This is a genomic window from Hymenobacter sp. CRA2, assembly GCF_002007105.1.
Taxonomy (GTDB): domain Bacteria; phylum Bacteroidota; class Bacteroidia; order Cytophagales; family Hymenobacteraceae; genus Solirubrum.
On the sequence record NZ_MVBC01000017.1, the window covers coordinates 71,231 to 95,480 of the forward strand.

Genomic DNA, 24,250 nt, shown 5'->3' on the forward strand with positions numbered 1-24,250 from the left:
GCAGACATTCAAGCACTTGCATATGTCATAACATAAGCATAACTGGCCCGTCATACTGACGTAACAGGGTCAAAATACTTTTGCGGCGCTAACCAGCACATGCTTATGCGCCGTTCTTTTTTACTGTTTTTGCTGCTGACCGTCAGCAGCTTGGCTTTTGCCCAGCAAGGTTCTATCGTCGGCAAAGTCGTCGATAAGAAAACGGGCGAGGCCGTGATTGGGGCCACCGTAGTAGTGCCGGGCACTACGCAGGCCGCGCCGGTGGACGTGGAGGGCAATTATGAGCTGAAGCTCCCGGCCGGTACCTATAACATCCTGATGACTTACATCGGCTACAAGCCCATGAATTTCACGGGCATTGTGGTAAGTGCGGGTCAGAAAACGACGCTTAACGGCGCGCTGGAAGAGAACGTGCACTCCCTGCAGGAGGTGACCGTGACCGGCCAGAAGCAGACGGGCACCGAAGTGGCGCTGATTCAGGACCTGCGCAAGAGCGAGGTGGTGGTCAGCGGCATGTCGAACGACCAGATTGTGAAGACCCTGGACCGCGACGCGGCCGAGGTGGTGAAGCGCATTCCGGGCGTAACCATTCAGAACAACAACTTTATCGTCATCCGGGGCCTGGCCGAGCGCTACAACACGGTGCTGCTGAACGACGCCCTGACGCCGTCGGCGGAAGTGGACACCCGCTCGTTTTCCTTCGATATCCTCCCCTCCTCGGTTATCGACCGGGTCCTGATTTTCAAGTCCGGCTCGCCGGAACTGCCGGGCGAAATGGGTGGCGGCGCGGTGAAAGTGTACACCAAGAACTCGGTGCTCGACAATGCCACGTCGCTGAGCATATCGGGCTGGTACCGTGCCGGCACCACGGGCCAGAACTATATGAGCAGCGCCCGCGGCAACTCCGACTGGCTGGGCTTCGACAGCGGGCAGCGCCAACTGCCGAACAGCACGCCTGAGCGCGTGGAAGGCTCGGTGGTGGGCTTCCGCAACCAATGGACGCCGCAAACCATCACGGCGCGCCCGGATTTGCGGATGTCGCTGGGCTTGAACCGGCGTTTCGAAATCGGGCAGGCGTACCTGAGCAACGTTACGTCGGTGTCGTACTCGAACACCCACGAGCAGTACAGCATCAACCGCAACCGCTACCTGATTGAGCTGGACCCGACCACCGGTCAGCCGGCTCCGCAATACCTCTTTAAGGATGAGCGCTCCTTGACGGGCACCCGCCTGGGGGTAATTCATAACTGGCAACTGCGCCTCAACAACCGCAACCGTCTGGAATTCCGCAATTTCCTGAATCAGTACGGCACCGACGAAGTGCTGCACCGCACGGGCACCATCGTGGATCAGGAGCAGGACCGCGACGATTACGCGCTGCACTACCAGAGCCGCACCATCTACTCGGGCCAGCTGCAGGGCACGCACGAGGTGGGCCCCAAAGACCGCACGACGCTGTCGTGGGCAGCGGGCTACAACTACGTGTTCCGCGACGAGCCGGACTACAGCCGTTACCGCGCGACCCGCATGATGGGTACGGACCGGGCTTTCCGGGTGAACATTCCCAACGGCGGCAACGCGTTCGACGTGAGCCGGTATTTCTCGGACCTGCGCGAAAACACCTATATGACCAGCGGGCAGTGGGAGTACCGCCTGCCCGGCCGCGACACCACCTCGGCCACCCAGTACAAGCTGCGCGCCGGTTTCTACGCCGAGCAGAAGAAGCGTGACTACGACAGCCGCTACTTCTCCTACGTGCGGGGCCGCAATTTCAATGGGGCCCTGGCTAACCTGCCGATCAACGAGATTTTTGCGCCTCAGAACGTGCGGGAAGACGGCGGCTTCGTGCTGGCCGAAGGCACGACCGGTGAGGACCGTTACAGCGCCGAAAACACCCTGCTGGCCGGTTACGTGGGTGTAGTAGTCCCGATTTCGGATAAATTCAGCCTCTCGGGTGGGGTGCGCGTGGAATACAACCGCAAATACCTGCAGAACGGCGACCCAACCGATACGGCTTACCTAGAACGCCGCGTGATTCCGATGCCGTCGTTTAACGCGACCTACAACTTCACGGAACGCTCGTTGCTGCGCCTGGGGGGCAGCATCACCGTCAACCGGCCCGAATTCCGCGAGGTGGCCACCTACAACTACTTCGATTTTGGCCTCAACGCCGACATCAGCGGCAACGCACGCCTGAAGACCGCGACCATCTACAACGCGGACCTGCGCTACGAATTCTACCCCACGCGCTCGGAAATGATTTCGGTGGGCGCCTTCTACAAGTACTTCCGCAACGCCATCGAGCAGGTGACCAAGTCCGTCTCGTCGTCGCAGCTGAACCTCACGTACGACAACGCCCGCATGGCCTACGACGCGGGCGTGGAGCTGGAAGCGCGCAAGTCCTTGCTGGGGCTGACCAGCAGCCCGGTGCTGCAGCGCTTTGCCTTCGTGCTGAACGCCTCATTTATCTACAGCCGCGTGGACCTGTACAAGAAAGCCTCGACGGAAAACTTTGCCCTCTTCAACCGGGCGCTGCAAGGCCAGTCGCCCTACGTGGTGAATGCGGGCGTGTTCTACCAAGACGACGACCACAAACTGCAGGTATCGGCGCAGTACAACGTGGTGGGCCAGCGCATCCAGTTCGTGGGCGACCGGCAGTTTAACTACTCCATTATCGAGATGCCGCGCCACGTGATTGACCTGGCCGTGACCAAGGGCTTCGGCAAGCACCTGCAGCTGAAAGCCGGGGCGCAGGACATCCTCAACCAGTACGTGCGGCTGCTCTACGACTTTGACCGCAACGGCAAGATCAGCAGCGACGAGCGGGGCGCTTTTGCGCGCTACCGCCGCGGCAACTACTCCACGCTCGGCTTGGTGTACAACTTCTAACCGCGCCGCAGTACACAATAACGTAATCTGCTCCTAACGAAACGATAACGCCTCCTGTAGCCCAGGGGGCGTTGTCGTTCCAGACCTTCGCAGCGCAATTCACCTCCATTCGCTCTGGTTATGAAAAAGCTTCTACTCCCCGCGCTCCTGGCCTTTGCCTCGCTGGCAACCCTCCCCCTGTCGACGGCCCAGGCCCAGACCTGCGGCACCCCGACGCAAGTGGTGACGGGGACCATCACGGCCAACACGCGCTGGACGGCCGATAAAATCTACGTGCTGGCGGGCTTCGTGTACGTGGACAACAACGCGCAGCTGACCATCGACCCGGGCACCATCATCCGCGGCGACAAGCTTTCGAAGGGCACGCTCATCATCAAGCAGGGCGCCCGCATCATTGCCGACGGCACTGCCGCCCGCCCCATCGTCTTCACCTCGAACCAAGCTCCCGGCGCCCGCGGCCGCGGCGACTGGGGCGGCCTGATCATCTGCGGTCGGGCGCCGGTAAACCTGGCCGGCACGCCCACCGTGGAAGGCGGCGTGGGCGCCCAATACGGCGGCACCGATGCCAACGACAACTCCGGCACGCTGCGCTACGTGCGCATCGAGTACCCGGGCATTGCGTTCGGGCAAGACAACGAAATCAACGGCCTGACGCTGGCCGGCGTGGGCGCGGGCACCACTATCGACTACGTACAGGTGTCCAACAGCGGCGACGACTCCTTCGAGTGGTTCGGGGGCACGGTGAATGCCAAGCACCTGGTGGCCATCGGGGCCACCGACGACGACTTTGACACGGACAACGGCTACTCGGGCAAGGTGCAGTACGCGGTGACGTTGCGCAACCCGGCCGAGGGCGACATCTCCGGCTCCACGGCCTTTGAATCCGACAACGACGCGGGCGGCACCTCCAACAACCCGCGCACCTCGCCGGTATTCTCCAACGTCAGCGCCTTCCTGCAGGGCCCCGGCACCGGCAACTTCACCCGCGCCATGCACCTGCGCCGCAACACGCAGATTTCCATCTTCAACTCGGTGCTGACGGGCTGGCCCACGGGCCTGACGCTGGACGGCGCCGGCGCCCAGGCCAACGCCACCAGCGGCGCGCTGACGCTGAAGAACAACGTGATGGCGGACATGGGCAACAACTTCCAGGCCGCCGGCACGGGCACCACGACCTACGACGTGGCGGGCTTCTGGAACACGGCCGGCAACGCCAATACCATTTCGACGCTGACCGCGCTGGCCCTCGACGCGAACAACTTCACGCTGACCAGCCCCAGCTTCCTGCCGCAGAGCACCTCGCCCCTGCTCTCGGGCGCCGCGTTTGCCGATGCCAAGCTGGCCGGCGGCTTCTTCGACAACGTGGCCTACCGCGGCGCCTTCGGCGCCACCAACTGGCTGAGCGGCTGGACCAACTTCAACCCGCAAACCACCGACTACTGCGCCGTGGCGACCAGCAGCAAGAAAGCCTCGGACCAGGTGCAGGGCCTGGGCGTGTACCCCAACCCGACGGCCGGTGCCTCAGCCGTGGCCTTTGAGCTGCGCCGCGCCGGCGCCGTGACGGTGCGCGTGCTCGACGTAACCGGCCGCGAAGTGGCCGTGGTGACGGAAAACCAGAAGCTGGCCGCCGGCAAGCAGGAAGTGAAGCTGCCCGCCACGCTGACGAACGGCGTGTACACGGCCACCGTGCAAACCGAGGAAACCAGCGCCGCCGTGCGCTTCGTGGTAACCAAGTAACTACCGCCTTACGCGTACCTACTCTATCCCGTTAGTTAGTCCCGCGGCCCGTCTCCTTCCGGAGGCGGGCCGTTGGCTTTCGGCCGGGCCTCCAGGTTCATTTCCGCCGCTGATTGCCGAACTTGCTCCGCCCGCGCCAATGCGGACCGTTTGCTCCTCATGCCCGATTCGTCGTTGCCCCGCGTGCTCATGCTGCCCAAGTGGTACCCGCACCGCTACGACGTGCAGGACGGCGACTTTGTGGAGCGGCACGTGGCGGCGGTGGCGCCCTACGCGCAGGCGGCCGTACTATTTGCCACCGTGGCGCGCGGACCGCTGCAGCAGCTGGTGGAGCTGGAGGCAGATTGGGAAGCCGCCGTGCCGACGCTGCGTTACTACTACCGCGCCCGGCTCACGGGGTTAGCCATCCTCGACAAGCCGCTGAAGCTGCTGCTGTACTTCGGCTGCATCGGGCACGGCTACCGGCAGCTGCGGCGCCGCTGGGGGCCGCCGCAGCTGGTGCACGTACATGTGCTGCTGCGCACCGGCCTGGTGGCCTGGGCGCTGAAGCGGCTGACCGGGCTGCCTTACCTGGTGACGGAGCACTGGACGCTGTATTTGCCCGCCAACGCCCACCACCTCGGGCGGCTGCGGCGCTGGCTCACGGCCGCCGTGGTGCGCCGGGCGGCGGCGCTGCACACCGTGTCGGCCGACCTACAACGGGCCCTGGCCCGGTTCGGCGCCGTGAATGCGCGGAGCGTGGTCATTCCGAACGTGGTGGATACGACGGCATTTCACCCGCCTACCGCAGCCGAGCAGTTGCCGCCTTCCGATCCGGCGTGCGGCGGACGGCTGCTGCACGTGGCGGCTTTTAATGAACAGGCCAAAAACCTGAGCGGCCTGCTGCGCACCGTGGCCCGGCTACGGGCCAGCCGCCCGGAGTTGAGCCTGCGCATCGGCGGCTACGGCCCGGCGGAGGCAGCCTTGCACCGGCTGGCCGACGAATTGGGGCTCGTGCGGAGCGGCGGGGTCGAGTTTTTGGGCAAGCTCAGTCACGCGCAGGTAGCCGCCGAAATGCGCCGCGCCGACCTTTTCGTGCTCTTTAGTAACTACGAAAACCTCCCCTGCGTGCTCATCGAAGCGCAGGCCAGCGGGCTGCCGGCCGTGGCTACGCGCGTGGGCGGCGTGCCCGAGCTGCTAGCCGGCACCGACGCCCGCGGCCGGCTGGTAGCGCCCGGCGACGAAGCGGCACTGGCCGCCGCTATCGAGGAATTGCTCAGCCAGCCCAAACCGGCGGCTGCCGCCGTCAGCGCCGACGCAGCACGCTTCAGCTTCCCCGTGGTAGGCCAGCAGCTCGCCGGGCTGTACCGCCGCGTGTTGGGCTTACCGTTGCCTTCATCACTGCCGGTCTGATGCTGCTGCGCCTGTTTCACACGTTTGCGGCTCGGCTGGGCGTGGCCCTGTGCAACTTCGCGGTGGTGCTGCTCACGGCGCGTTACCTGGGGGCCGCGGGCCGGGGGCAGATCAGCCTGTTTGTGACCGATGTGGCCCTACAGCTGCTGTTTATCGGACTGCTGGGCGGCTCGTCGCTGATTTACCTGGCACCGCGGCGCAGCGTGTGGCACCTGTTCGGCCCGGCGCTGGCCTGGGCCACGCTGGTTTGCGCCTTGGGCACCGTGGGCATCTGGCTATGGCGCGGCACCGGCGCGGCCTACGCCGGGCATCTGTTCGCCGTGTCGTGGGTGCAGGCTGCCTTTTCGATTACCACCACGCTGCTGCTGGCCCGGCGCCGCGAACAAGCCTACAACTACCTCAACCTGATCCAGGCCGGGTTGCTGGCCGCCGCCTTGCTGCTTGTCTTCTGGGGCCTGCAGGTGCGCGTGGTAGCCGTGTTTTGGTGGGCCTGCTACGTGGCCTACGGCCTGCCGCTGTTGGCCAGCCTGCTGCTGCTGCTGCGCCTGCCCGATGCCCGGCGCGGCACGCTGCAAGAGCTGCGCAGCACCACGCGCGAACTAGCCCGACACAGCCGCGGGGCGCATTTTTCCAACATCCTGGCCTTTCTCAACTACCGCCTCAGCTACTACTTTCTGGCGGCGCTGGCCGGGGCGCAGGCCGTGGGCGTGCTGTCGGTAGGCGTGGCGTTGGCCGAGGCCATCTGGCTGATTCCGCGCTCCGTTTCGCAGGTGCAATACGTGGATATGGTTCACGCCGATGATAAAGCGGGGCAGGCCGCGCACACGGTTCGCATAGCCCGCACGGCCCTGCTGGCCACCGCGGCGGCTCTGCTGGTGCTGCTGCTGTTGCCAGCCGCCGTGCTGGCCGCCGTGTTCGGCCCTGAGTTCGGCGCCGCCCGCCCGCTCATTGCGCTGCTGGCGCCCGGGGTGCTGGCCGTCAGCCTGACGATGCTGCTCAACAGCTACTTTGCCGGCCAGGGCATCTACCGCGTCAACAACTTGGCTGCTACGGCAGGTCTGGCGGTAACGCTATTGGCTTGCACCACACTGATTCCGCTGTGGGGCGCCGCCGGCGCGGCGCTGGCCACTACGCTATCCTACGTGGCTTCCACCAGCTATTTGCTTACCCAGTTTCGCCGGGCGTCGGGTTTGCCGCTGAAGTCGTTGCGCCCGCGCTGGCGCGACATCATGAGCTGGCGCCAGCGCGGATAAAGCGGCGCGGGGCTGCCTGTGCTGGCTGTATACTCTCAGGTCTTGATTGGGCAGCAACAGCGGTGCACGGCTCGATGCAGTCATTACAAAACGCTCGACACTGGGCGCCTTTTACCGGGGCATACCGCCCGGCCGCACCTTCCTAGGTACGTTTTCTGGGCCACCTGCTCTGCCCTAGTCTGCTGCGCAAATTGCCTGATGCCCTCAGGCGCCTGGTCCGCCAGCTGCTGGTGCCGCGGGGCAGTCAGCGGCTTGGATCGGATACGAACGTCTCAGCCCCGGGCTTGGGCCCACTACGGCTGCATATGCCGCCCGGCCATGCACCCAGGTGCCCCGCGGCGGGGCAATAAGCTTCCTTCCCAAACTATTTATCCTTGGGTTCTACGGCCTGCGTCACTGGCATGACGCAGGCTTTTTTATACATTAACTCGGCCATTTGCCACCCGCAGTTACCCGAGCGACTTACGCTCGTTTGTGGCCTTTTATCCACCGGGTTTTCCGGCCCCGCTTACGCGTACTCCGCCTGGTCCGGCGGGAGTTGATTGCTGATTTCCACCATCCTTTCCTCTCATATGCCAACACTACTACCCTTGTCCGGCCAGTGGGGCCGGACCATTTTGCGGCTTGCCCAGCGCTGTGGCATTAGCGGGGCACTGTTGCTGAGCTTGCTGGCCCTCAGCCGCGGGGCGCAGGCACAGGCGCCGGCCAACGATGACCCTTGCGGCGCCGTCACGCTCACTGCCAACGGGGCGTTGTGCGTCAGCCCCACGCTGAGCACCAACGCGGGCGCTACTACGACCACGCCCAACGGCTACACCAACCCCAGCGGCTGCGGCACGGCCACCCTTCCCAAGGATGTGTGGTTCAAGTTCACCACCAGCGCCAGCGGCCCCACCAGCTTCGGGGCAGCTATTACCGTCACGGGCAACCCGGCGGGCATCATTCACCTGTTCACCGCCGCCTCGTGCACCGGGCCGTTTACCGAGCTCGACTGCAGCGCCGCTACGACCCCAAACACGGTAGCGCCACGCCTGACCACCGGCTCGCTCACGGCCAACACCACCTACTACATCCAGGTAGCCGGCTCCACCAACAACGATACGCCGGGGCCGTTTACCATCTGCCTCACCGACGGGCCCGCCGCGCCCACCTGCGGACAACCGCTTATCGGCGCGTTTACCAGCACGGGCCTGACCACGGGCACTTTAGCCGTTACACCGGGCCTGAACAACGCGGGGCCGCTGACCGTGGCCATCGAGAACAACACGGCCCAGAATACCTTCGGCACCTTCACCGTCACTGCTTCGCCGCTGCCGCTGACGGGGCTCACGCCCGGCAGCAGCTACACGGTACGAGCCACGGGCAGTTGCCCGACGGGCGGCCAGGCTACGGCTACCTACACCTTTCGGGTGCCGATTCCGAACGACGAGCCCTGCGGAGCGGTAGCCCTGCCGCTGAATGGCAGCGTCTGTACGCCTATGGCGGCCAGCAACAGCGGGGCTACGTCCTCCGCCGCCTCCAACTTGCTACTGGGCTGCGGCGGCAACTCGTCCCTGCGCCACGACGTCTGGTTTACCGTCACCACAGCGGCCAGCGGCCCCGGCAGCACCAGCTTCTACGTCACCGTCGATGGGGAGGCGGCGCGGCGCGTTATCCTGCTGCAGGGCACTTCCTGCTCGGGCAGCTTCACGCAGCTGGCCTGTGCCACCAGCACGTCCTCGTCGGGTCCGGCGCCCACGCTCAGCGCCACGGGCCTGACTCCGAACACAACGTACTACCTGCTCGTCGACGAAACGGGCACCTTCAGCACCGGTAGTGTTGGCACTTTTGCCATCTGCGTAGCCAGCGTGCCGCCCTGCCCGCCCCTGAGTCTTGCCCCGACGGCCACCAACATTACCACCACTTCGGCTCAAGTGCTCTTCAACGTGCCTAATAGCTTGCCCAGGCCCACCGACTACACCCTCACATACACGCCGCAGGGCGGCACAGCCACCACCATGCAGGTAGCATCGGGCCCGGCTATGCTCACGGGCCTGACGCCCGGCACCACTTACCAGGTGTGCGTGGCCGGCAACTGCGCCGGCGGTGGCCAAGCCCCGCCGGTGTGCACCAGCTTCACTACCCAGGCAGCATGCCCGGCCCCTACGGGCCTGAGCGTTACCAACGTCACCACCACTTCGGCCCAGCTCAATTTCACCGGCCCCTCGAACGGCAGCAGCTACACCGTGACGCTCACGCCCCAGGGCGGCACGGCCACTACCATTCCCGCCACGGCCCCGCCGGTGCAGCTCACGGGTCTCACAGCCAGCACCGCGTACACGTTGAGCGTAGTAGCCAGCTGCGGCGCAGGCCAGACTTCGCAGCCCGCTACGCTGACCTTCAGCAGCGCCGCGCCGTGTCCGGCCGTCACGGGCCTCACGGTAACGGCTAACGGCAGCACCGGCGCGACGGTAAGCTTCACGGGTCCGGCCAACGCCACCGGCTACGTGGTGTCGTACGTACCTGCGGGCGGTGGCACGCCCACGACCCTGGCCGCCACGACGTCGCCGGTAGCCGTTACGGGCCTTTCGCCGCTTGTCAGCTACTCCTTCAGCGTGACGACAAGCTGCACCGGCGGGCTGACCTCACTGCCGGCTACCACGAGCTTTACCCTGGTCCCCTACTGCACCACCAACCTCGGGGGTAGCTGCCCGCCGAATATTAGCGCCGTAACCATTCCCAACACTACGCTCAACAATGCCAGCGGCTGCTCGGGCTCGAGCGGCAACTACTACGTGCTCTACCCCGCTGCCGGCAGCACCACGGCCACGCTGCTGCGCGGCCAGACCTACCGGCTCAACGTAACGGCCAGCGGCGGAGCAGCCGACATTGTAGCCTGGCTCGATCTGAACCGCAACGGTCAGTACGAAGCAGCCGAGGGCGTGCAGGTAATTGTGGGCGGGCAGGCCAACGTACCCGCCGGCACCAGCCTTGTCATCCCGGCTACCGCGCAGCCAGGGCCCACGGGCCTACGCATCCGGAGCCGGACCACGGGCGCCGGCCTCGGCACCGGCGACGCCTGCACCCAGGTGGGCTCGGGCGAAACCGAGGACTACATCGTCACCATCGACGTGGCCACGGCTAGCCGGTCCGGCGCACTAGCCGCCCAAGTCGACGTGTACCCCAACCCGGCCCAGCAGGCATTCTGGCTGCAGCTACCGGCGTCGCTCAGCCGCGCGGGCGTGCAGGCCACGCTGCTCAACACGCTGGGGCAAAACGTCCGGCAGCACCGGTTTGCACCGGCGGCCGCGGGGCTGAAAGCGCAGGTCGAGGTGAGCGGCCTGCCCAAGGGCGTATACACGCTACAGCTGACCACGGCTGCCGGCCCAGTAACCAAGCGCGTGGTGGTGGAATAACCGCCCAGCTCCAACAAAAACCGCCCCTTCGGCCTTGGCTGAAGGCGCGGTTTTTGTTGGTGAGTGGCTAGGTAAAGGCCTCTTAATCGTCCCCCTACAATCCTCTAGCTGATGGGCACTTTGCGCAGCATGGCCTCGATGAGGTCCTGGGTGCGTACGCCGTCGGCTTCGGCTTCGTAGGTGAGCATGATGCGGTGGTTGAGCACGTCGGCGGCCACGTCCTTGATGTCCTCGGGCAGCACATAGTCGCGCTCGTCGAAGAAGGCCACGGCGCGGGCCGCCCGGTGCAGGGCAATGCTGGCGCGCGGGCTTACGCCGTACTGCACATACTGGGCAAACTCGGCCAGGTCGTACTCGGCGGGCTTGCGGGTGGCAAATACTAGTTCAATGATGTACTTCTCCAGCGTATCAGAAATCTGCACCTGGTTGATCAGCCCGCGGATGCCGAAAATGTCTTCCTTGGTGAGCACGGCCTGCACGTCGCTGGCGTAGGAGAGGTTGGCCATGCGGCGCATCACCTCCAGCTCCTCCGCCTTCTTGAGGTAGTCCACGTACACCTTCAGCATGAAGCGGTCCACCTGCGCTTCGGGCAGCGAGTAGGTCCCCTCCTGCTCTACGGGGTTCTGGGTGGCCAGCACCAGAAAGGGCAAATCGAGCGGAAACGTGGTTTCGCCGATGGTCACCTGCTTTTCCTGCATGGCTTCGAGCAGGGCCGACTGCACCTTGGCCGGCGAACGGTTCACCTCGTCGGCCAGTACCAGATTGGCGAAAATGGGGCCCTTCTTGACCTCAAAATCCGACGTGGCCTGGTTGTAAATCATGGTGCCGACCAGGTCGGAGGGCAGCAGATCGGGCGTAAACTGCACCCGCTGAAAGTGCAGGTGCAGCACCTGAGCCAGTGTGCTGATAGTAAGCGTCTTGGCCAGACCGGGCACACCCTCAAGCAGCACGTGTCCGCCCGTAAAGAGCCCGATGAGCAGGCGGTTGAGCATGTACTGCTGGCCCACCACCACCTTGCCGACTTCGGCCGATACCTGCCGGATTTTCTGCTGGTAGTGCTGCGTGAGGTCGGGGGAATACGAGGGGTCGGGCATGGGCGTCGGCGCTGACAAGTGGCTAAAGGTACAATCAGCCCCGCACAAGGCATTATTCCGGCCGAAATTGAATAAGCCCCCGTGCCATCCGCCCACTGGCCCCAAGGCCCAAAGAAAAAGCCCCGCCGGCAGAACCGGCGGGGCTTTTGTGCGGGGTAAGCGGCGTGCTTACTGGCGCACGATGCGGCGCGTGTCGGTGCCGCCGTCGGTGGCAGCACGCAGGATGTAGACGCCGGTGGGCTGCTGGCGCAGGTCCAGCAGCAGCTGCGCCTGGCCGGCCGGTACCACATGGCGGTACACCACCTGGCCCACGGCGTTGAGCACGGTCAGCTCCACGGCTTTGTGGTAGCCGCTCAACTGCAGCGTGAGCTGGCCGTCGGGGGTCGGGTTGGGGAAGAGCTGCAGCGAGGAGCCGGCCAGCGGTTTGCTGCTCGCTGTCACCGTCAGCGGCAGCGAAGCTTGCGAGGCACAGCCCTGGGCCGAACTCACCACCACGGTGTAGGCGCCGGGCTGCGCCGTGCCGTTGGCCGTGTAGCTCGGGCCCGTGGCCCCGGGGATGGCCACCCCGTTCAGGTACCACTGGTTGCCCGTGGCCGACGAGCTGCTGAGCACCGCCGTGCCCGCCGAGGGGTAGCTCACGCTCACCGTCGGGCGCACCGGCGCCGCTTCCACCGTCACCGTGTCAGTGGTCGAGGCCGTGCAGGTGGTGCCAGCCGTGTAGGTCACGGTGTAGGTGCCCGGCGTCGAAGCCGACAGGTCAATCACACCCGTCGAAGCATTCAGGGTCAGGCCCGTGGTCGAGCTGAACGTACCACCGGTGGTACCCGTCACCGTCGGTGCCGGGTTGGTGCCTGAGGTCTGGCAGAACGTCGAATTGGCGTAGCTGAACGCGGCCGAAGCCGCCGGCGTCACGTTCACCTGAATCGGCGTGCGGGTCGCGCTGACGCATTCGGCCAGTACTTGCCAGTTGTAGAAGAAGTAGTACGTGGTGCTCGTGCTGCCGGTCAGCAGACCGCCGGTGATGGATACCGCGCCGCTGGGCGAGGTGTAGGGGTAGCTACCGGTGAAGTCGCGGTACAGCTCGGGCGGGGCGGGCGAGGTGCCCGTCACGAGGCGGTAGGTACCGGCAGCCGGCACGCTCAGGTTGAGCGGCAGTACCAGCGGGGTGCGCGGGGTGCTGCTGGCCGGTACGGCAAACGGACCAGCCGTAGCAATAACCGTCCCGGTGCTGGAGCGCAGCTCCACCGTCATGGAGCCGGCTGTGGTCGAGCTGGGGTACACCGTTACCGACTGGATGGTCACTGCCGACGTGGCGTTGAACACTAGGCCGGTGTTGCCGCCGCTGTAGCCACCGTCGCCGCCCGTGGTGCTGGCTTTGCCCACCGTTTCGGCGGTTTCATTCACTGCTTCCACGAAGTACTGACGCGAAGCCGTGAGGGCCGGCGTGGTAAAGGAAGCGCCCGTGCCCAGGGCCGTACCGCCGGTGGCGGCCTCGAAGTAGCGCAGGGTAGCGCCCGTCGAGCCGGTGGCCGTAAGCGTAGCCGTAGTGCCTTCGCAAACGGTCAGCGGGGTGTTGGTGCCGCTTACCAGCGGCGTGTTTACCGTGATGGTCACCACGTTGCTGGTTACGGCGGCGTTGCAGCGTACCTGCACGCGGAAGTAGGTGGTGCTGGTGAGCACCGGCGTGGTGTAGCTGGCCGTGGTGGCGCCGCTGATGTCCGTGAAGGTCACGTTGTCAGCCGACTGCTGCCACTGAATGGTGCCGTTGGCCGCGCCGGTCAGCGTCAGCACAGCGGTACCGCTGTTGCAGAGCCCGGCGTTGTTGGTCGTCAGCGTACCGGCTACCGGGGCCACCACCGTGCGGGTCACGGCAGCCAGCGCGTCGTTGCTGGTCGTCTGGTCGCCTTGCACCGTGGCCGTGACGGCGAAGGAGTAAGCACCGGCGGCCGACATGTCCAGCGTGCCGGGCAGCGTCACGTTCTGCGTGGCGTTTGGCGCCAGCGTACCCGTGGTCAGCGTCGTCGTCAGCGTCTGCGGGCCGGCCGGGGTGGTTACCACCACCGATACCGACGCCGGGTTCACGGCGAAGTCCAGGGCCTGGGTGCCCTTGTTCTGCACCGTCACCGTTACGGTTTCCGTCGGCGAGTAGCAGGTCTGTCCACCTGCCGGGGCCACCAGGGCCGTCGGGGCCAGGTCGATGGGCAGCGGGCTGCTCACCGAGATGTTGTCGAGGTGGAAGTCGTAGTCCGGCAGATCGTCGGCGGTGCCCTCCGAGGCGAAGAAGCTCAGGATGATCTGCTGGCCGGCGTACGGGCTCAGGTCGATGGAGTAGCTGGTCAGGCTGCCGTTGCTGGGTTGGTTGCCGGCGTTGAACTGGCTGAACGTCGGGATGCGGGCAAACGTCGCGCCGCAGTCCGTCGAGATGCGCACTTCCACGAAGTCGTCGGTACCGGTCATGCCGGCCGGGTCGGCCGTCGTGGCGCCGAACTCCGTGATGCCCGCGTCGAAGGTCAGCACCGTCGAAGCCCCAGCCAGGAACTTCGGCGATACAATCCAGTCCTTCTTGCTGTTGGAGAACAGGTTGATTTTAGCCGTGGTGTTGCCGGCCGGGAACGAGGTGTTCGTCCAACCCGAGCCCGCCGGCGTGGGCAGCGTGACGCCGGTAGCCTCGTACCAGCCCGGGAACACCGTGGTCAGGTTCGAGCCGGTGAAGCCCGTGAAGGTCACCAACTGCGGCTGCGCGGCCACGCCCACTACCGTGCGCGTCACCGTGGCCTGGTCGTTGCCGGGCGTCGCGTCGCTGGCCGTAGTGGTGGTAATGGCGAAGGAGTAGCTGCCGGCGGCCGACATGTTCAGTGTGCCGGGCAGCGTCACGTTCTGCGTGGCGCTGGCGGCCAGCGTACCGGTGTTTACCGTGGCGGTGAAGGTCTGGGCCGGGCCGCTGGGCGGCGTCACCACCACCGTTACCGTCACCGGGTTCAGGGCCAGGTCCAGGGCCGTGGCGGCGTTGTTGGTGAAGCTCACCGTTACAGCTTCCGAGGCGCCGTAGCAGCCGGCGGCCGCCGGGCTGATCAGCGCGCCGGCCATCACGTCGATGGTTGCCGGCGTAAACTCATAAGCGCCGAGGTCGGGCGTGTTGCCGCGCGTGGCGCCGGTGTAGTCCACCGTCACGCCGGTCGTCGCGTCGCCCACGTTGTTCACCGTCGCAGCGGTCGGCGTCAGGTCGTAGGGAGCCGTGCCGACCTGGGTGAAGTTCGGGTTTACGCTTACCGAGTTGGCTTCCTGGCCCGTGGCGGTGCGCCAGGCGGCCAGGTCCACGGCGTCGGCGGCGTTGAAGCGGCCGATGCGGGCGGCGCCGGTGCTGCCCGTCGTCACGAACAGGTCGTTGTTGTTCAGCGTGCTACCGGTGTAGCTCGTCGCCATGGTGTAGTGCGCGTAGAGCGGCGTAGTTGCCGTACCGCCCGTGCCCCCGATGATGACGAAGATGTTGTTGCGCACGTCCACGTTGGCCGAAACCGTCGCCACGCTCGGGTTGCCGTTGCTGAAGGCCGCCGAACCGGCCGTACCGCTGGCCGCGCTCAGGGCGCCGCTCAGGTACACCGTGTTGAAGTACACCTTGTCGCCGTAGCCGGCGTTCAGGTTGATGCCCGAAGTGTTCCAGGTCGAGCTGGTGGACGACGAGGTGATGTTGTACACCAGGTTGTTGTCGATGCGCAGCGCGCTGGGGTTAGCAGCCGTCGACAGGTTGGTCATCAGCGTGTTGATGGCCCATACCTTGGTGGTGCTGGAACCCGTGTAAGCCACGTTGTGCACCGAGTTGCGGCTCACGATGCCGTTGCGCACGTCGGCCAGGTAGATGCCGTGCACGTTGGTCGTGGTGGCGCTGATGACGTTCTGCACTTCGTTGCCCGTCACCGAGGGAGCCACGGCGCCCGACACATAAATGCCCCACTGCCCGATGTTGGCGGCGGCAGCGGCCGTAGCCGGCCCTACCACGTTGCCCGTGATAACCAGGTTGTCCATGCCCCCGGCCGACACGTTGGCCGAGCCGAAGGTGTAGATGCCGTAGCTCACGCCCACCACGCTGTTGTTCTGCAGCGTCACGTTGTCGTTGTCGGGGCCGTTGCCCACGTACAGGCCGTAGGTCGTGTTGCTCGTGGTGCCGCCGCCCACCGTGTTTAGGTTCTTCACGGTGATGCTCTGGTTGCCCGGGCCGGTGGTAGCCGTGCTGATCAGGGCCAGGTTGTAGGTGCCCGTAGCCACGGCGCTGGTCGTCAGCGTGAGGTTACGCGAAGCCGAGCCGTTGTTCGAGCCGTTGATGGTCACGTAGCGCGCGTTCGACAACGCCAGCACCGAGCCGGCGGCGGTAATCGTGGCCGTCACGCCCGCGTTGGGGCGGATGGTCAGCGTGTTGTTGGCGCTGGCATCGGGGTTGTTGCCGAAGGCAATCGGGAACGTTTCGCCCGTGGCCGCCGAGTAGCTGGCGTCGAGCAGCACAAACGTCACGGCGCCGCCCATGCCGCTGTTGTTGTAGGCGTTGGCGGCGGCCGTCAGCGTAGCGAAAGTGCGCGAGGCATCCGGCGAGGCGCTGGTACCCACGTAGTACGTTCCGCTCAGCAAAGGCAGCACGTTGTATTGGTACACGATGCTCGGGCCGGTGGTGCCGGGAGGCGTGCCACTGCCGCCGGCGGGGCTGGTAGTGGTGTTGTTGGCCGAAGCCAGGTCCTGAGCGGCCAGGTAGTATTGCACCACTTCGCCGTTGCTCACGCCGCCGAGCAGCGCGTAGTCGAAGGTGAAGGTGTAGCTCGTGCCGTTTACCGTGGTGGCATTCACAAACTGGAAGGCGCCGCTGGTGCCCTTGCGGAAGTATAGCCGCGGGGCATTGGCTCCGGTGGCTACGCCGCTCGGGTCCGTGATGATGGCCGTCAGCGTGCGCGTGGCGAGCGTGGTCGTGTTGCCCAGGGGCGTAAAGGTGATGCTCGGCCCGGTCAGGTCCTGCGGCTGGAAGATGCCTTCGTCGGCCCCGATGTCGGGCGTGGAAGTGCTGCGCACGTCGCCGTCGAAGTCGGCGGTGATGGCGGCAATCGACATGGCCGCACCTTCTACCTGCGTGGGCACGGTGGTGCTCACGTGCAGGAAGTCGGCCGCGCTGCCCGTGGTGCTCACAAACGGCACGTCCTCGGTTACCGAGGCGCCTTCGCGGTTCACCACGAAGTTTTTATAGGCTGCCAGCGTCTGCTGGGCGTTGGTTACGGTAGCGCCGCCTTCTGCGTAAATCACATTCGTGGCCGAAGGCGTGCCGGCGTAGTACAGGTTGTTGTTGCTGTTGGCCGACAAGTTAGCCGGGATGGTACCGGCCGTGCCCGCCGAGCGGCGCAAGGCCGCCGTCAGGTAGCCGCTGCCGGCCGCCGTCGACTTGTTCACCACGATGTTGTTGCGCAGGTCCAGCGCGCCGGGCGTGGCGGTGAAGTAAATGCCCGAGGTGCCGAACGTGTTGCTGCTGCTCGTCGCGTTCAGGTACACTGAGTTGTAGTACAGGCTGATTGCCGTACCGCCCGTTACGCTGATGCCGTTCACGGCGCTGTAGCCCGAGGCTGCCGGCGCCGTGATGCCGCCCACCAGGTTGTTGTGCACTACTTCGTTGGTTCCGCCCGATACCAGAATGCCCGATACCGTGGGCGTAGCGCCCGTGCCCGTGACGTCGTACACCTTGTTGCGGTACACGTTCACGGCGTTGGTGGTGCCGCTGACCTGCAGGCCCGCTACCGTCGACGAGGCGCCCGAGCTGCTGATGCCGCTGATGGTGTTCTGAAACACGTTGCCGCCCGCAAACGAGCCGCCGATGCCCAGGCCGTACACGTTGCCGCCGGTCGTCATGCCGCTCACGGTGTTGCCCGATACGGTCGAGCCGTTGGCCCCGTACGCGATGTACAGGCCGTAGGCTTCGCTAGTACCGCCGGTGATGTTCGACACCGTGTTATTCGTCACGTTCTGCGTCTGCGACGTCGAGGTGAGCAGGTACAGCCCGTAGAAGGTGGTGGCACCGGTCACCGAAAGATCCGCGAACGTGTTGCCCGAAATAGTCTGCGTGGCCGTCGGCGACGACGCGTTGTAGTAGCCATAGAAAGCCCCACCAGCACCCGACTTGGTCAGGCCGCGCACCACGTTATTCTGCAGGCTCATCGTGCCAGTGTTGCTCACGTTGCTGTTCAGGAAGAACAGCGAGCCGGTGGTGGCCACGGGCGCGGTGCTGCCGAACTGGTTGCCGTTCACCGTAAAGGCCGCACTGGTCGTGCCGCTGTTGAAGATGGCGTCGTACTCGCCCGAGCCCGTCAGCGTATTGTTGCTGATGACGTTGTTGCTGACAACCAGCGTCGGCTGCGTGGCCGTGTTGCGGATGGCCATGAAGGCCCCACTGGTAGCCGACGACGCGTTGCCGCTGATCGTGTTGCCCGTGATGTTCACGGTAGCCGCCGATGCGGTATTCTGAATCGCGTAAAACGCCCCGCTCGTGGCGGTGGTGTAGGTGCTGTTCTGAATCGTGTTGCCCGTGATGTTCACGGTGTTGCCGGCCGCCGTCGAGCCGATGCCGTTGTCAATGCCAATCACGGCGCTGGAAGTAGCTCCGCCCACCAGCGTGATGACGTTATTGGTGATGTCGACGTTGGCGGAGGTGCCCGTGTTGCCGTAGATGCCCCGCAGCGTCGACGTACCCGTCGTGCCACCCGTGCTGTTCACGGTGTTATTGGCAATTTTCAGCCCGTTCTGCATGTTGGCCCCGATGCCCCAGCCCGAGGTAGCAGCCCCGCCGAAGTTGGTCACGGTGTTACCGGCCGTCACCCCGATTTCGTTGTTGAGGTCGTAGTTGGCCACCGCCGTCGACGTCGAAGCCGTCAGGTACATCCCGCTCACGGCGTTGCTCACCGTGTTGGCGTAGATGCGGTTGTTGGAGTTAGCCCCGCTCGGCGCCGTAGCCGCTACCGAGGTCGATGCGGCCGCCGTCGAAGCCGCGCCGTAAATGCCGAAGGTGGCCGTGTTGGCCTTGTTCAGCGTCACCGTGCAGTTGCGAATCACGTTGTACTGGCACCCATCGGTGGCCGAAGGGCGAAACAGCGCGATGCCAAACTCCATCTGCGTGGCAGTGGTGGTGTTGGCCGCGTTTTCGGCCAGCTCCAGCCCGTCCAGCGTCACGTAGTCCGAGCCCACCAGCGCAATGATGGCGTCCAGCGTGCCGGTGCCCACGCCCGCACTGATTTTGGGGTTGGCGCCCGTGCCCGCTTTCTGGAAGACAATCGGGTTGGCAGCCGTACCGGTAGCGGTAATGGCCAGGTTGGCGGCCGTTTCGGTGTAGCCCGCCGCAATGTTGAACGTCACGCCGCCCGCCCCGGCGCCCGCGGTGTTCAGGTCGGTGATGGCCGCCCGCAACGTCGGATAGTCGCCGGGAATGGCTTTGACGCCTGTCAGCTGCGCCCAGGCCGCCGGGCCCGCCAGCAGCAACAGCAGCAAGGCTGTCAGCAAGCGGCGCGTCCAGTTACCCGAAAGGCACAAAACAGACTGTGAGGGCCCGTCAAGGCCCGCAGCACGTAAAGGTGTGTGCATGAAAAAGGGGTTAGGTGGTAAAAAAAGAGGGACTCTTACGCATTAAAAGCTTCGCCAAATCAAGCGTGGGTGGCACCTGACGCGGCTCTCAGCGAACGGGCGATAAATAACTGAGCCCGAAAGCTTCAGCGCGGCTGAATGCACTAGCGAAAATTCCGTGAAAACTACACAATGCAATTTAATTCTGCTATTTTCTACTCAGAATTCAATTAGGCATTCGGTATACTTTTCTTCCCTTATCATGTGAGTGCGCTTAGCGCGCCCGAAGCAGTTTCCGTGCTATGTTTACAGTATGCAATCCTATTCCACCAATGCCCCGCAGCTGCGCCGCTTTCTGCTGACGGCGGCGGGTCTTTATCTACTATGGTTTTTCGGCTATGAGCAGTGGCTCAAGCCAGCAGGGCACTTAGACGAGGCATTATCCCTGAACATTGCCGCTGCCAGTGCCACCGCCCTGCGTTGGGTAGGCATGGCGGGCAGCGTGGCCGAGCGCACCGTACTGGTCGACGGCCAACCCACCGTATGGGTCGGCGACCCGTGCAACGGCCTGGTGCTCTATGCTCTGTTCGTGGGCTTCGTCCTGGCTTTTCCCGGCGGTGGCTGGCGGCGCAAGCTGCCGTTCATGGCCGTGGGCATGGCCCTGATTTATGTGCTGAACATTCTGCGCGTAGGGGTTCTGGCCCTAAACCACCTGTACTCCCGCAGCACCGTCGATTTCAACCACCACTACACCTTCACGTTTGTGGTGTACGGCTGCATTTTCCTGCTCTGGATGCTGTGGGTGCGCCGGTACGCTACCTCTCCTGTTCATGCTTGAAGGCGCGTTTAGCACTCCGCAGCACTGGCGCCGTTGGCTCCTGGCGGCGTTGCTGGCGGCCCTGCTGTTCTGGGTCGGCACCTACGACGAAACGGTATTTGCCGGGCTCACCCACGGCTGGCAGCGCGTCCTGACTGCCCTGGGCCTAGCCGATTGGGCCCAGCGCGTGCAGCAGGGCACCAGTCACCAGGTTACTACCCGCAGCCTGCCGGCCATGCTCACCTACGGGCTGCTGTACACCGGCGCATGCCTCACCCTCATCTGGCTGCTGACGGCCCGCCGCCAAGCTCTGCGCACAGCGGTACTGATCTACGGGAGCGTATTTGCGGCCAGTGCCTTGCTCCTGATCGGGGGCAAGCTGGCAGGCGACGCGCAGTGGGCGTACCAGCTCGGCCGGCGCCTCATCGATTTCATTGTGTCGCCCTTACCCGTTATTGCACTAGTGCCGCTGCTGCGCTGGCAACGGCCAGCTGCCCCGCAGGCTTAACACCTTCTACGCCAACGCTATAGCTTGAAAGCAAAGAAGCCCCGCAGCACTAAGTGCTGCGGGGCTTCTTTGTACCAGAGACGGGACTCGAACCCGTACTTCCTTGCGGAAAAGGGATTTTAAGTCCCTCGTGGCTACCATTACACCACTCTGGCCGATGCAATCAGCTTGCACAAAAATAAAAAAGGATGTTGCCGAAGCAGCATCCTTTTTTGAGCGGGAGACGAGGTTCGAACTCGCGACCTCGACCTTGGCAAGGTCGCGCTCTACCAACTGAGCTACTCTCGCTTGAGGTCAACCGCCGCAGGCGGCGTTTTGATGGCACAAAGGTACAACAAGAAAATCCGTGTTGTCAAGAGCCCCAGCAAAAAAATATGTACCCGGCCTGCTACCTGCTGTACTAGGCCCGAAAAGTAAAAAAGCCCGCTGCTGAAGCAACGGGCTCTTTTGAGCGGGAGACGAGGTTCGAACTCGCGACCTCGACCTTGGCAAGGTCGCGCTCTACCAACTGAGCTACTCTCGCTTGAAGTCTGCCACCGAAGCGGCGATTGGTGACACAAAGGTAAAGCGCGAACAACGGAAGTCAAGTGCTAAGGCCATAAAAATCTCTTCCAAAACTGCTTCTACTTCATTCTGAGGCACTTTTTTTCATTGACTATTGGAAATAATTCTGTTTTACCCAAGTAAGCTCAAGCATAACGACGGCCTTTCATTGGGCAATAGACCCTGAATTATACAAAGAACCGGGGCACCCTGTTATGCTGGGATGGCCCGGCTCTTTGTAGGATGAGCGGACTGATCTTAGGCTTTGCGGCTGAGCGCCAGCTTTAGCTCATTAAGCTTTAGCAGGGCTTCGATGGGCGTGAGCGTATTTACATCGAGGTGCTGGAGCAGGTCGCGGATGCCCTCCAGCACTGGATCAGCGGCCTCGAACATACTCAGCTGCAACGTGGGGCGCGGGGCACTGGCCGTGGCTACCGGGCGGGCATGGGGCTGGGCTACGGCTTTGGCCCGGCCATTGGTAGCAGGCGTCGCTTCGGCTTCTACCAATTCCTCTCCTGCCCCGTCTTCGGCGCCGACGCTGGTGCGCTCCTGCTCCAGGTGGTGCATGATTTCGTTGGCGCGCAGCACCACGGCGGGCGGCATGCCGGCCATGCGGGCTACGTGGATGCCGAAGGAGTGCTCGGAACCGCCTTCCTGCAGCTTGCGCAGGAACAGGATGCGGCCGTCGGCTTCCTTCACGGCCACGTTGTAGTTGCGCACGCGCGGGCACTGCTCGGCCAGCTCGTTCAGCTCGTGGTAGTGAGTGGCGAAAAGCGTTTTGGCCCGGGCCTTGGGATGGTTGTGCAGGTGCTCCACGATGGCCCAGGCAATGCTGATGCCGTCGTAGGTGCTGGTGCCGCGGCCGATTTCGTCCATGAGCACCAGGGAGCGGTCGGAGAGGTTGTTCAGGATGGAAGCCGTTTCGGTCATTTCCACCATGAAGGTACTCTCGCCCTTGGAGAGGTTATCGGAGGCGCCGACGCGGGTGAAAATCTTGTCGATGACGCCGACGTGGGCGGCTTCCGCGGGCACGAAGGAGCCAATCTGGGCCAGCAGGGCAATGAGGGCCGTCTGGCGCAGCAGGGCCGATTTGCCGGCCATGTTCGGGCCGGTGATGACGACGATTTGCTGATCGTCACGGTCGAGGCGAATGTCGTTGGGGATGTACTGCTCACCGGGGGGCAGTTGCCGCTCGATGACCGGGTGGCGGCCCTGGCGGATGTCAAGCAGGCTACCGTCGTCCACCGTTGGGCGCACGTAGCGGTGCTGGCGGGCCGTGGCGGCGAAGGAAGCCAGGCAGTCGAGCACGGCCACGGTGCGGGCGTTCTGCTGCACTTGGCTTACGAACTCGTTGGCGGTCAGCACCAATTCGTCGTAGATGCGCTGCTCAATAACGAACAGGCGTTCCTCGGCGTGCAGGATTTTCTCCTCGTAGGTTTTCAGCTCCTCGGTGATGTAGCGCTCGGCATTCACCAGGGTCTGCTTGCGAATCCACTCGGTGGGCACCTTGTCCTTGTGGGCGTTGGTGACTTCCAGGTAGTAGCCAAACACCTTGTTGTAGGCCACTTTCAGCGACGAAATACCGGTGTTGCGCTGCTCCCGCTGCTGCAGCTGCAACAGGTAGTCCTTGCCAGAGTAAGCAATGGCGCGCAGCTCGTCCAGCTCAGCGTCGATGCCGTCGAGAATCAGGTTACCCTGGTTGGTGAGCACGCCGGCGTCGGGGCGAATTTTGCTTTGGATTTCGCGCCGGAGCGTCTCGCAGGGGTTGAGTTGGTCGGCCAGCTTCTGCAGGGCGCGCACGTCGGTGGCGTGCAGCAACTCGCGCATGGGCGCCAGCGCTTCGAGGGCGCGGCTGAGCTGGAGCAGTTCCCGCGGGTTCACGCGGCGCACGGCGACTTTGGAAATCAGGCGTTCCAGGTCGTTGATCTGGCGCAGCTGGTCACGGATGGCTTCCAGCAGTTCCGATTGCTCGTGCAGGGCCTGCACCGTGTCGAGGCGGCGCTGAATCTGGGCGGGCTCCTTTAGCGGCAGCACCACCCACTTGCGCAGCAGGCGGGCACCCATGGGCGTCAGCGTCTGGTCGAGCACGTCGATGAGCGGGACGCCGCCGGCGTGCTGGGCCGAGAGCAGCTCCAGGTTGCGCACGGTGAAGCGGTCCAGCCACACATACTTATCTTCCTCCAGGCGCCCGATACCGTTGACGTGGCCGATGTCGTTGTGCTTGGTTTCGGCCAGGTAGTGCAGGATGCAGCCGGCGGCGATGATGCCGTCGTTGAGGTTATCGATGCCAAAACCCTTGAGCGAAGTCGTCTTGAAGTGGCGCGTCAGCGTCTCGTGCGCGTAGTCGTGACCGAAAACCCATTCGTCGAGGGCGTAGGTGCAGAAATCGGGACCGAAGGCGGTTTCGAAGTCGCGGCGGCTGTTTTTGCAGAGCAGCACCTCCGCAGGCGCGAAGTTCTGCAGCAGCTTGCCGAGGTAGCCCGCGTCGCCCTGAGCCACCAGGAATTCGCCGGTGCTGATGTCGAGGAAGCTGATGCCGGCCTGCTGCCCGCGGCCGAAGTGCACGGCGGCGAGGTAGTTGTTTGAGCGGCGCTCCAGCACGTTGTCGTGCAGGCTCACGCCGGGCGTCACCAGCTCGGTGATGCCGCGCTTTACCAGCCCTTTGGCCTGCTTGGGGTCTTCGAGCTGGTCGCAGATGGCTACGCGCTGCCCAGCGCGCACCAGCTTGGGCAGGTAGGTATCGAGCGAGTGGTGCGGAAAGCCGGCCAGGGCCGTTTCGGCCGAGGTGCCCGCGCCGCGCTTCGTCTCCACGATGCCCAGGATGCGGGCAGCCGTGACGGCATCCTCGCCGAAGGTTTCGTAAAAATCGCCCACCCGGAACAGCAGCAGCGCACCGGGGTGCTGCTGCTTGAGCTGGTGGTACTGCTTCATCAGGGGCGTATCGGCCACGGGGGCGGGGCCGAGCGTGCCGTGGGTACGTACGGCTTTCTTATCGGGCTTATCGGTAGCTGTCTTCACGGCGGAGGAGCGGCAATAGGAGGCGG

The 24,250-nt window shown here is 64.4% G+C and carries 10 protein-coding genes and 3 tRNA genes; 7 read left to right on the top strand and 6 right to left on the bottom strand.

Features of this window, described 5'->3' with window-relative positions:
• Positions 1-105 precede the first annotated feature (105 nt).
• From B0919_RS21380 to B0919_RS21400, 5 genes are all read left to right on the top strand, one after another.
• Positions 106-2,889, top strand: coding sequence for a TonB-dependent receptor (locus B0919_RS21380; RefSeq protein WP_176133167.1), 2,784 nt, complete (start codon positions 106-108; stop codon positions 2,887-2,889).
• 120 nt (positions 2,890-3,009) lie between these two features.
• Positions 3,010-4,626 (top strand): T9SS type A sorting domain-containing protein, encoded by a 1,617-nt coding sequence (locus B0919_RS21385; protein ID WP_078014335.1) that lies wholly within the window; start codon positions 3,010-3,012, stop codon positions 4,624-4,626.
• 159 nt (positions 4,627-4,785) lie between these two features.
• The gene (locus tag B0919_RS21390) at positions 4,786-6,018 is read left to right on the top strand and encodes a glycosyltransferase (RefSeq protein WP_078014336.1); all 1,233 of its coding nucleotides are present in this window, start codon (positions 4,786-4,788) and stop codon (positions 6,016-6,018) included.
• A complete protein-coding gene (locus tag B0919_RS21395; protein WP_078014337.1) occupies positions 6,018-7,271 on the top strand; it encodes a lipopolysaccharide biosynthesis protein in 1,254 nt (417 codons plus the stop codon). Before B0919_RS21390 ends, B0919_RS21395 begins: the two co-directional genes overlap by 1 nt.
• Positions 7,272-7,843: 572 nt before the next feature.
• Complete coding sequence (locus tag B0919_RS21400) at positions 7,844-10,666, top strand: fibronectin type III domain-containing protein (protein ID WP_078014338.1); 2,823 nt, start codon at positions 7,844-7,846, stop codon at positions 10,664-10,666.
• A gap of 104 nt (positions 10,667-10,770) precedes the next feature.
• On the opposite strand, the gene B0919_RS21405 is transcribed toward B0919_RS21400, so the two are convergent.
• Positions 10,771-11,760, bottom strand: a complete 990-nt coding sequence (locus B0919_RS21405) for an AAA family ATPase (protein ID WP_078014339.1) — start codon at positions 11,758-11,760, stop codon at positions 10,771-10,773.
• 168 nt (positions 11,761-11,928) lie between these two features.
• On the bottom strand, positions 11,929-19,359 hold the full coding sequence (locus B0919_RS21410; protein ID WP_139362310.1) for a T9SS type A sorting domain-containing protein: 7,431 nt from the start codon (positions 19,357-19,359) through the stop codon (positions 11,929-11,931).
• A 292-nt stretch (positions 19,360-19,651) separates the two neighbouring features.
• Between B0919_RS21410 and xrtX the strand changes: the two genes are divergently transcribed.
• Positions 19,652-20,176, top strand: a complete 525-nt coding sequence (gene xrtX, locus B0919_RS21415) for an exosortase X (RefSeq protein ID WP_078014341.1) — start codon at positions 19,652-19,654, stop codon at positions 20,174-20,176.
• A complete protein-coding gene (locus B0919_RS21420; protein WP_078014342.1) occupies positions 20,169-20,663 on the top strand; it encodes an XrtX-associated membrane protein in 495 nt (164 codons plus the stop codon). Before xrtX ends, B0919_RS21420 begins: the two co-directional genes overlap by 8 nt.
• Before the next feature lie 72 nt (positions 20,664-20,735).
• Here the strand turns inward: B0919_RS21420 and B0919_RS21425 are convergent.
• From B0919_RS21425 to mutS, 4 genes are all read right to left on the bottom strand, one after another.
• Positions 20,736-20,818 (bottom strand) — tRNA-Leu (locus B0919_RS21425).
• A gap of 60 nt (positions 20,819-20,878) precedes the next feature.
• Positions 20,879-20,951, bottom strand: a tRNA-Gly gene (locus B0919_RS21430).
• Positions 20,952-21,113: 162 nt separating this feature from the next.
• Positions 21,114-21,186 (bottom strand) — tRNA-Gly (locus B0919_RS21435).
• Positions 21,187-21,464: 278 nt separating this feature from the next.
• A complete protein-coding gene (gene mutS, locus B0919_RS21440) occupies positions 21,465-24,137 on the bottom strand; it encodes a DNA mismatch repair protein MutS (protein WP_078014362.1) in 2,673 nt (890 codons plus the stop codon).
• Positions 24,138-24,250 lie beyond the last annotated feature (113 nt).

Coding starts and splice junctions, on each gene's coding strand:
- B0919_RS21380 (WP_176133167.1), top strand. CDS start 106: ATGCGCCGTTCTTTTTTACTGTTTTTGCTGCTGACCGTCAGCAGCTTG.
- B0919_RS21385 (WP_078014335.1), top strand. CDS start 3,010: ATGAAAAAGCTTCTACTCCCCGCGCTCCTGGCCTTTGCCTCGCTGGCA.
- B0919_RS21390 (WP_078014336.1), top strand. CDS start 4,786: ATGCCCGATTCGTCGTTGCCCCGCGTGCTCATGCTGCCCAAGTGGTAC.
- B0919_RS21395 (WP_078014337.1), top strand. CDS start 6,018: ATGCTGCTGCGCCTGTTTCACACGTTTGCGGCTCGGCTGGGCGTGGCC.
- B0919_RS21400 (WP_078014338.1), top strand. CDS start 7,844: ATGCCAACACTACTACCCTTGTCCGGCCAGTGGGGCCGGACCATTTTG.
- B0919_RS21405 (WP_078014339.1), bottom strand. CDS start 11,760: ATGCCCGACCCCTCGTATTCCCCCGACCTCACGCAGCACTACCAGCAG.
- B0919_RS21410 (WP_139362310.1), bottom strand. CDS start 19,359: ATGCACACACCTTTACGTGCTGCGGGCCTTGACGGGCCCTCACAGTCT.
- xrtX (WP_078014341.1), top strand. CDS start 19,652: ATGCAATCCTATTCCACCAATGCCCCGCAGCTGCGCCGCTTTCTGCTG.
- B0919_RS21420 (WP_078014342.1), top strand. CDS start 20,169: ATGCTTGAAGGCGCGTTTAGCACTCCGCAGCACTGGCGCCGTTGGCTC.
- mutS (WP_078014362.1), bottom strand. CDS start 24,137: ATGAAGCAGTACCACCAGCTCAAGCAGCAGCACCCCGGTGCGCTGCTG.